We start from the raw sequence: 10,142 nt of genomic DNA on the forward strand, positions 1-10,142 counted from the left end.
CCTGACGACCGATACACCGGATAGGCTGAAAGACGACTGCGCATGTCCCGCGACCACGACCTCGATCCTCAGTTGCTCCGGTCTTTTCTGGCCGTAGCGGACACGCTTCACTTCACTACGGCAGCGCATATGCGCGGGGTCAGCCAGTCGACGATCAGTCAGCATATCAACAGATTGGAAAAGATACTCGGCCGCTCCCTGCTGGAGCGCAACACAAAGGACACGCGGCTGACGGAGGACGGGCAGATGCTCGTTCCGCATGCCAAGCAGATTCTTGCGGCATGCGAGGCCGCGTTCGACGAATTCGAACCCGATTTCCTCTCGGGCCATATCCGTTTCGGCGTCTCGGACGATCTTGTCCTGTCCCACCTGCCCGAAGTCCTACGCGAATTCCGCACCATGTATCCGAGCGTGCACGTCTCCCTGGTCGTCGGGCTGAGTTCGGAACTCAACAACCGCCTACAGTCGGGGGAACTGGATGTCGCCTGCACAAAACGCTTCCTGCCGTCGAGCGAAGTATTCGAAGGCGAATGCGTATTGTGGCGCGAACGGCTGCGCTGGCTCGGCGCCAGAGGGTTCGACCTGCAAGCGGGCATGCCCGTACCGCTAGTGGCATATGAAAAAGAGAGCCTGAATCGCCGCCGGACGATCGAGGCCCTGAACCAGGCCGGTCTCGCATGGCAACTCTCATTCGTCAGTGACCATCTGAGCGCGCTGATCGCGGGCGTCCGGGCTGGCTACGGAGTCTTCATGCAGTCCGCGCTGCTGATCGACGACAGCATCGTCCCCGTGGAAGCCTCCGAACTGCCTCCGCTGCCAGAACTGGAATTTCTTCTGGTGCCGGGACGCTCGACACGGGCGGTCAGAGCCCTGATGCGCACATTGATGGAAAACGTCTCACGCGTCGCGCCGCAGGGAGGCGAGATCCCTGCGGCGCTTGCGACACCTCAACGGGCAACCGCATAGCCCTGCATACCGCGCGGATTGGCCCCAGCGTAAAGCCTGCCATCCGCCTCGCGACGAACCGCGGAGAGTCGACCTTCGCTCCAGTCGCCACCGACCACGACATCATGTCCACGGCCCCTAAGATCGTCCACGACATTCGCACCGAAGCGACCTTCGACAACAAGCCGTCCGGGATGCGCGACATGCGGCCAGAAACTGCCGGGCCAGTGCTCGCTATGAAAGCTCGGGGCATCGATCGCTTCCTGAATGTTCATGCCGAAACGGGTCATGCGCATGTAAAAGATGAACGACCACTGATCCTGCTGGTCGCCACCCGGCGTGCCAAAAGCCATCCATGGTTTTCCATCCTTGAGCACGAAGCTGGGGGTCAGGGTGGTCCGGGGGCGTTTACCCGGCATGAGGACATTTGAATGTCCCAACCGTAGCGAAAACATCTGGGCACGAGAGCCAAGGCCAAAACCGAGTTCCGGGATCACGGGCGCGGACTGGAGCCACCCGCCCGACGGCGTGGCACTCACCATGTTGCCCTGGGCATCCACGACATCGATATGACAGGTATCCCCCTTCGCGACCCCCATATTGGAGACGGTCGGCTCACCGACACCGCTTGCATTGCCACCATCCAACTGCGTAACAGGCCAGAATCCGAACTCCGGCGTCCTGCCTTCCGGGTGTCCCGGACGCAGTTCGAGCGAAGCCCGATCTCCGATCAGCCCCCGTCTCACAGTATTGTAGCCATCGGAAAGCAGCGTTACGAGCGGGACATCAGGACTGTCGCCATAAAAGGCCTCGCGGTCGGCATAGGCCAGTTTGGCGCATTCGGTAACGGTGTGGAGAAAATCGGCGCCACAAGGATCCATGCCCGTGACATCGAAGCCCTGCATCAGCGCAAGCTGCTGAAGAAACACCGGCCCCTGGCTCCATGCACCGCATTTCAGAACGGTATACCGACCATCTCGCAATGAAACCGGTTCCTCAACGGTAGCCCGCCACGAGGCGAGGTCCGCCGAGGTCAGAAACCCCATATGCGCCGTTCCGCTGCTGTCCATCATCGGAATCCGGCAGAAACGGTCGATAGCCTCCGCGACGAAGCCATTATACCAGGCATGCCGGACGGCATCGATGCGATCCTCACGCGTCGCGCCGGTTGCGGCACTCTTCAGGCGTTCGAAAGTCTCCGCCAGCACCGGACGGCATAGAAGCGAACCCACGGCCGGAACATTGCCGTCAGGCATGAACGTCTTCGCATTCTCAGGCCAGTGTTCCCGAAAAAGACTCTCCACGCTGGCGATGGTCGCAACCATCTGCGGCATGACGGGCACCCCCCGCACGGCGTAGAAGATCGCATATTCAATAACGTCCACGAAATCCCAGGAGCCGAACTCACGCAACATCAGGCACCAGGCATCGAAGGCGCCGGGAACGACGGCGGCCAGATGCCCGGTTCCCGGAATCTCGTCAAGACCAAGAGCATGATAGGCGTCGATGGTCGCGCCAGCAGGAGCAACACCCTGCCCGCAGATCACATGCTGCCGGCCGGTTTCGGCATGACTGACGATGATAGGAGCATCTCCGGCCGGCCCGTTCAGATGCGGTTCCGCGACCCACAAGGCAAATCCGGCGGCGACGGCAGCGTCGAATGCATTCCCCCCTCGTTCCAGCACAGCCTGCCCGACGCTGCTGGCGAGCCAGTGCGTGCTGGCAACGGCACCAAAGGTGCCAGAGAGTTCAGGGCGTGTCAGGAAAGATGTCATACTGCTCTTTCTTTCTTCTTGCTTGCATCATGCATGTTCGCAGTCCGCTGTGCGGATACGAGGATCATGGCGGACAGGACGCAGACGGCTATCACATATCCGATCCATGACAGTCGGCTGCCCGTCAGGCCGATGATCCACGCAAAGACCAGTTGCGCGGTGGACCCGAACAGGGTGACACCGATCGAGTAGGACAGACCGATGCCGAAGGCCCGCTGCTCCTTCGGAAATAGCGAAGCCAGGAACGCCATGCCCGCACCGCCTGATACGGCATTGCCGATCATGAGAATGGCACACGCAAGGGTGAGACTACCCAGAGAGGGCGCCTGAAGCATGAGCCAGAAGACGGGAAAATAAATCGCCGCATTGATCAGTCTGGAAATGACGATCACCCGGCGCGCACCATACCTGTCGGCCAGCAGACCACCGGCGAGCGAACCCGCAAACCCGACGACACCATTGCTGATATTGATCAGCAATGCCTTGCGAATTGGCATATGCAACGTATGGACCGCATATGTAACGACGAACTGAAAGAAATATTGCTGGATGGTGCTTCCAGCCTCATAGACGATTCCGATGGGCAGGCGCCTGACCGCATGGCCGTGAAACCGCCGCAGGAAATCGGCAAAAGACAAGCGCTCGTCATCGGACGGAACGGCCTCTTCCAGTGTTTTCCTGAGATAGATCCCGACCGGAGCGATCAGCATTCCAAAGACGAACGGCAACCGCCACGCCCACGCGCGAATCGTATCTTCATCGAAACATAGAAAAAGAACCAACCCCAGAAGTCCGGAAATCAACGCGCCTATATGTTGCCCCGTAGTCTGCCAGCTTCCGGCAAGGCCCATCCGCTCTTCCGGGGCGTTTTCCACAAGGATGGACGTCGCCGCGCCGAGTTCCCCGCCTGCAGCGAATCCCTGCAACAGCCGCGCGACGACAAGGGCGAATGGCGCGACAATGCCGATCGTGGCATAACCGGGCAGGAAGGCGATGATCGCACTGCCCGCCGCCATGACCCAGACAGTCAGTGTCATAGCCGCACGGCGACCGTGCCGGTCCGCGTAGGCGCCAATGATAAATGCCCCGAGCGGGCGGACAAAAAAGCCGATGCCAAAGGTGGCAAGCGTCAGCAGCAGCGCGGTATCGCTGTGCCCGGCGGGGAAGAAGGTGTACGAAATAATGGTCGCGAACGTGGCATAGGCCGTAAAGTCAAACAATTCAAACGCGTTTCCGACGGCGGCACCAACGATGTTCCTTCGGGACGATGCGGGTGTCGGGCTCATGTGTTCGCCCTTCAATATGCCAGAGACATGCGGCCGCCAATGAAGCGGGGAGGTCCAGGGATATAGAAATACGTGGTGGAGGCATTCCCGGCCGTTTCGGCATATTGCCGGTTCAGGATATTGCTCGCATAGGCCGTGACGGACCATGGACCATTTTTGGGCCGGAACGTCAGATGCGCGCCGAGCAGAAAATAGGTCGGTAGACGGTAAACCCCGACACCACCAGGCGTGATCGCCTGACTGTCACGGTACATCCAGTCCACGCCGCCTTCGACATTGTAGCGGGTAAAGACGTCGCTACGATAATCGGCTTCCCCGTTCAGGGTCAGTTTGGGAATGCCGGAATCGACACCAGCGAAACTATCGTAGAAACCCTGCCAGATTCCTGTCTTCGCGAAGTAGGCATTAGTCTTCCCACGATCGATATTGTTGAAGACCTGATAGGTACCGCGTTCCCATCCAAGATTCTGCGTCAGGAAAACATGCGGAAGCGGATGCGCCTCAATCGTTGTCTCAAAGCCCCAGATTTCGGATTTCGGCGCGTTGACGATCTGCGACAGCGGCCCGTAATTCGGCACCAGGAAGGTACCGACGACCTGCTGTCCATGATAATCGTCATAGAAGGCGGCGGCATTCAGGCGCAGACGGTTGGGAATGAGGTCGCTCTTGAATCCGGCTTCGAACGCCAGAACGGTTTCAGGTTCAAACGGGGCGAGCTGCGCCTGCGATACGGTATTATTGGCCGTAAAGCCACCAGGTTTGAAACCCTTGCTAGCCTTGAAATAGAGCAGAGTTCCCTTCGTGGCCTGCCACTGCACGCCCAGAACGCCCGATACCTGTGCAGAGAGAGTCGATTCGTTATTGAACTGCTTGTCGTTGATACCGAAATGTACGGTACTGAGGCCAATCAGCGCGCGCTGATCCAGCGTGTGGTTCAGCCCCCCGAACAGCGTGACATTGTACGGCAGCCTGTAGCTGATATGCCCATATTCCGAAATGCTCTGCTGAGTGGAACGGAATGCGGTCTCGCTCAGATAACCGCGCTGGGGCAGATAGTCCGTAAAATCGAAATAGTAGTTCTGCAACATGCGCGTACGGTTATAGAACGCTCCGACATCCCATTGCAGACGGTCACTGGCGCTTGAATTATGAAGCCGCACCTCCTGCGAGAACACGTTGGCGACGATATTACGATAGGTGTCGCCGGTCGAAAGCGCCGTCGCATCCTGGTCCGTAAACTCGCCGACACGCTCCGTCTCATAGGCGCTGATGGTCGAAAGCGTCACCTTTCCGAAATCATGACTCATATTAAGGTCGGCCCCCCAGAGCGTGTTGTGTTCGCTGGGCATAAGGCTGGCCGATCGCCCGATCTTCTGGGCGAATTGCGGACGTAGGCTCCATTCGGCCTGCTGATATCCAAGTTGCGGAATGGGCTGGGAGGCAACGAAACCCAGCACAGGGCGCCCCGTCACCACCTGGTCATCATCCTGCATCCAGTGGCCGGTAAGTTTAATGGTGGTGTGCGCGTCCGGGGTCCATTTGATCTTGGCGCGCAGCGCGCCGTCATTGGCATTGCCCAGATGCGTATGGTTCTGCGGATCGTACTGCCAGCCGCCCCCATGAACGGTCTGGCCGGCAATACGAAAGGACAGGTTGCGGGCAATGGGACCGGAAATAAACAGATCGGTTCTCGATCGCGCATAACTGGCGATATCCTCCGTCACGCCGCCATGCCAGTCGGACGTGGGATCATTGGTATGAAGGGAAACCTCGCCGCCCGTATCGGCCATGCCGTGGGTAAATCCGACCGGCCCCGGTATGACATCGACATTGGAGAGGTCGAACATCTGTCCGCTCATCATGGTGCTGAGCGGAAACGCGACGTCATCGATATAGGTCATCACCGAAGACATATTGTTCTGCGTAAAATCGTTGAAACCGATGCCGCGGATGAAGAAGTTGGTGGTACCGGTTCCATTCATGCTCTGGATGGTGACATTCGGTGCAACACGCTGAAGCCCCTTGACGTCAAATACCCCTCTGTTGACAAGCGTGTCGGCCGAAATATGCGTGACGGAATCGGCCTCATGCTGGGCTTTTGAAAAACTGAAGGCTCGCCGTGCAGAGTTCACGGTAATCGCTTCCCCCGCATCACTGCCGTCCTCACCAGAAACCGCGTGCGGCACTCTCCGCATGGCACGCGGCGCGTGGCGGTGGCTGCCCTTTCCAGCATCGCGGGGAGTGCTCTGCGCATGCGCGCCGAATAGCGGAGCTCCAACAGTCAGCGTGATGCCGAGGGCCGACACCATCAGGTGCAGTTTGCGCGTTTGCACTGTGCGAGCAGTTTCATGACCGGCCATGCATCCCCACTATTCGATTATCCAATATCACCAAGGCGTCGCTATTCCGATAAGAGATAATATCCGGTTTTGCAATGAAATTTTTCAGCATTTTTTTTGCCAGAAAAAGCCAACAATTTGATTTCTAATGATATTAATTTTAGCTGGAGAGAAATCTTCTCACCCCTGCGTCCTGCCGTTTCTCCATCGGAGACGGCATCACGCCGGCATCTGCTCCCCCACATGTCGAAACAGGCGTTGGCAGAGGCTTGGAGTACGAGTGGCTCTTCCTGAGCATGGAGCGTGCGAAGGAGATGACATGGAGACTTGCGAGCGTTGAAGCGTAGCGTTCGTAATCTTCGACGAATCTACGGTATCGTGTCGCCTCCACTGGCATTCCATCAATGTTGCCCGTGGGACCTTGGCCAGTTCCGCCCATGCAAAAGATCGTTCTACGCGCAACGGCAGCACAAAGCCGAATTTGTCTTCCGTCAATTTGACGACTTCGAGGGCGCTACCATAAGCCGATGCTGCCTCGGCCGGCTTCTCGCCTCCGATTTCGGCGCGATCATCCCGGTTGGCTGGCGTGGCGCGCAGTGCCAGCGGATGGCCAAACATGTCCACGGCCACATGCCGCTTCGAGCCCTTTTTGCGTTCGGCCCCATCATAGTCGGCGCGCGCTGCGCTCTCCGGTGTCGAACGCAAGGTTCGGCTGCCGAGGATGGCCCCGTAGGTCCGGCCTTGCGCAGCACAATCCGCTGGTCGGATGCCAGCATCTCGAAACAACCTGCCTCCATCCAACGACGAGACGGCTGATAGGCCGCCGACCAGGGCGGCAGATCGTTTGACATGACGCGCCAGGCGATCCCGTAGCGGATCGCGTAGCGCAGACCGTTGAACAGTTCGCGTAAATTACGGCGCCTCTGTTCCGTTTTTTCATACATCAGAACAAGATAGGGGACAACCAACAGCTACTCTTCATCCAATACGTCAGAGGAATACAGTTTCCGAACTCGCACGCCCCGTCATTACCAAAACAATCACGCAAAAATTACATAATATCCTCTAATGTATTTTTTCCACGAGCGTCTTCACCTGTCTGAACGGACATTCCCCGGCAACATCTTCCCCGGATTCAGAATATCGTTCGGATCGAGCGTGCGCTTCAGCGCCCGCATCACGTCCAGCGCCACCGGATCATGCTCGTCCGCCATGAACGCGCGCTTGCCCAGTCCCACCCCATGCTCGCCACTGCACGACCCGCCGAGCGCCAATGCCCGCCGGACGATCTTCCGATCCAGCGCCCAGGCTTGCTCCAGCCCTTCCGGCGTCGGTGGCGCAAGGATGATCGTATGGAAATTGCCGTCCCCGACATGGCCCACGATCGGCGCGGTCAGCCCGGATTCCGCGATATCCGCCTTCACCCCGGTCACCAGTTCCGTCAGCGCCGAGATCGGCACGATCGCGTCGGTCGTCATGGCGCGATAACCGGGGCGATAGGCCAGACAGGCCCAGTAGGCATGATGCCGCGCCCGCCAGAGCGCGGCGCGCTGGTCCGGATCGGTATGCCAGTCGAAACCCAGCCCCCCGCGATCCGCCACGATGGCCTCCACCGCGGCAATCTGCTCGCGCACCGAATCCGGGCCACCGACGAATTCCAGAAACAGCGTCGGCAGCGCCCGCAACCCGGCCAGGCTGGAATAGCGGATGCTGGCATCCATCTGCACATCGTCCAGCAATTCGACCCGCCCGATCGGCACGCCGAACTGCAGAATGTCGATGGCCGTCGCCACCGCGTCGGCAAGCGTTTCGAACTGCACCACGGCGGCGGCAATGGTTTCGGGGATCGGGTGCAACCGCAACTGGATTTCCGTAATCACCCCCAGCGTGCCTTCCGAGCCGATCAGCAGATGCGTCAGGTCGTACCCGGTCGAGGATTTCCGCACCCGCCCGCCGGTCCGCATTACCCGCCCATCGGCCAGCACCACGGTCAGTCCCAGCACATTCTCGCGGATCGTGCCGTAGCGCACCGCCGCCGTGCCGGAAGCGCGCGTGGCGCACATGCCGCCGATCGTGGCCTCGCCACCCGGATCGACGGGGAAGAACAACCCGGTATCGCGCAGGATCTGGTTCAGCGACTGCCGCGTGATCCCCGCCTGCACCCGGCAATCCATATCCTGCGGATGGACCGACAACAGGTCCGTCATCCGCGACAGATCGAGGCTGATCCCCCCTTCCGGCGGATTGACGTGCCCTTCCAGCGACGTTCCGGCCCCGAACGCCGTCAGCGGCACGCTATGGGCGCTGCACAGCGCCAGCGTCTGCGCCACCTCATCGGTGCTCTGCGCAAACACCACGGCCCCCGGCAGGCTCGGGGCATGATGCCCCTCGCCATGACTATGCTGCTCACGCACCGCCTCGGCGGTCGAAACCCGCTCTTCCCCCAGCCGTGCGCGCAACGCCGCAATCAGGTCGGTATTCATGTGCGCCCTGCTTCCCTTCGCATCAGCCCGTCCGGTCAGACCCCATCACCCGACCAGATGGCGTCCTCAACACTGACCTGCCGCACTCCCTGATGCAATCGGCCCCGGATGGACAATTCAAAAAACGTACAGACCGAAGGGCGACATCAGGTCTCTGACGACCCGATGATGAACGGAAGCGTGGCGCGCGCCATATCTGCGGCGGTGATTGCAGCACATCGCAGCAACGCGGCCATGATGACCAAGCGTACCAAAGCGCAGTTACAAACATGCCTGCGAATGGCATGTCCCCTACAGCAGCGATAGCAGCCGCGCCTCCAGCCGCGCGGACTGCGCGGGCGCACTCAGCCTCTCCCGCGCCACCTTCAGCGCGGCCCCTGCCATCCCGTCGCGGACACCGGGGGCCAGCATCGCCTGCATGGCATCGGCCAGCGCCACCGCATCGGCGGCCGGCACCACGATCCCCGCCCCGCAAGGCTGCAACACATCCGCCAGCCCCGACTGGTCGGACCCGATCACCGGCACCCCGCGCGCCATCGCCTCCACCGCCACGCTGGGCAACCCCTCGCGGTCACCACCGGCCGAGACCACGCTGGGCACCACCAGCGCAATCGCCCGCTCCATCAGCGCCGACAGGTCCGCCGCCGCCAGCCACCCGGTAAAGCGCACGGTCGCCAGCCCCGCCGCATACGCCCGCATCGCCGGCAGCAGCGGCCCATCCCCCGCCAGCACCACGGACGGCATCAGCCCGCGCTCCGCCAGCACCCGCAACGCGTCGATCAGGGTCGCAACCCCCTTCTTGTCCACGAACCGCCCGGCGAACACGAACTGCTCCGCCGGCCCGGCGGCAGGCGCCGCCGCCTCCACCCCGATCGGGATCACATCCAGCAGATCCGGCCGCACCCCCCGCTCCAGCAACCTGTCCCGCACGCCCTCCGAAACACAGACGAACAGCGACGCATAATCCTGCAACGCCCGCCACCGCCTACGGAAAATGGAAGGCAGCCCCCCCCGCCGGTAATGCTTGTCCTTGAAGGCATCGCCGCCATGAAACGTCACCGCCAGCGGCACGCCAAGCGCGCGGGCCATCGGCAGCGCCAGTGCCCCGCCACGCCCGAACTGCGCATGCACCAGCACCGGCGCCAGGTCGGCGACCTCCCGCGCTCCCCCCCAGCCAAACTGCTTGAATGCGGCCTGACGCAGCGGCCGCAACGGCCCATCCCCGCCGAGAAACCGCACCTCACCCGGCAGATCGCCCACCGCCCCCTCCCGCCGGCACCCTACCCAGCAGGGCCGCAGATCCCGGAATCCGAT

6 protein-coding genes and 1 pseudogene are annotated in these 10,142 nt (G+C 61.0%); 1 reads left to right on the top strand and 6 read right to left on the bottom strand.

Going from position 1 to position 10,142, the window contains the following annotated elements:
• Positions 1-42: 42 nt before the first annotated feature.
• Positions 43-966: a LysR family transcriptional regulator gene (locus tag ABF821_RS11175; RefSeq protein ID WP_182974715.1), complete on the top strand. Its 924-nt coding sequence runs from the start codon at positions 43-45 to the stop codon at positions 964-966.
• On the opposite strand, the gene ABF821_RS11180 is transcribed toward ABF821_RS11175, so the two are convergent.
• The 6 genes and pseudogenes from ABF821_RS11180 to ABF821_RS11205 form a co-directional block, all read right to left on the bottom strand.
• Positions 948-2,720: a gamma-glutamyltransferase family protein gene (locus tag ABF821_RS11180; protein WP_415530041.1), complete on the bottom strand. Its 1,773-nt coding sequence runs from the start codon at positions 2,718-2,720 to the stop codon at positions 948-950. The genes ABF821_RS11175 and ABF821_RS11180 overlap by 19 nt on opposite strands.
• Complete coding sequence (locus ABF821_RS11185; protein ID WP_415530042.1) at positions 2,717-4,006, bottom strand: MFS transporter; 1,290 nt, start codon at positions 4,004-4,006, stop codon at positions 2,717-2,719. The genes ABF821_RS11180 and ABF821_RS11185 overlap by 4 nt, the downstream gene beginning before the upstream one ends.
• Positions 4,007-4,017: 11 nt before the next feature.
• A complete protein-coding gene (locus ABF821_RS11190; protein WP_415530043.1) occupies positions 4,018-6,366 on the bottom strand; it encodes a TonB-dependent receptor in 2,349 nt (782 codons plus the stop codon).
• A 286-nt stretch (positions 6,367-6,652) separates the two neighbouring features.
• Positions 6,653-7,316: pseudogene (locus ABF821_RS11195) on the bottom strand (transposase); the annotation flags it as partial.
• Between the two features lie 120 nt (positions 7,317-7,436).
• Positions 7,437-8,828: an FAD-binding oxidoreductase gene (locus ABF821_RS11200; RefSeq protein WP_415530044.1), complete on the bottom strand. Its 1,392-nt coding sequence runs from the start codon at positions 8,826-8,828 to the stop codon at positions 7,437-7,439.
• A gap of 291 nt (positions 8,829-9,119) precedes the next feature.
• On the bottom strand, positions 9,120-10,142 hold a 1,023-nt coding region (locus ABF821_RS11205; RefSeq protein WP_415530045.1), incomplete at its 5' end, for a glycosyltransferase.

The organism is Gluconacetobacter sp. (assembly GCF_047721585.1).
GTDB lineage: Bacteria > Pseudomonadota > Alphaproteobacteria > Acetobacterales > Acetobacteraceae > Gluconacetobacter > Gluconacetobacter dulcium.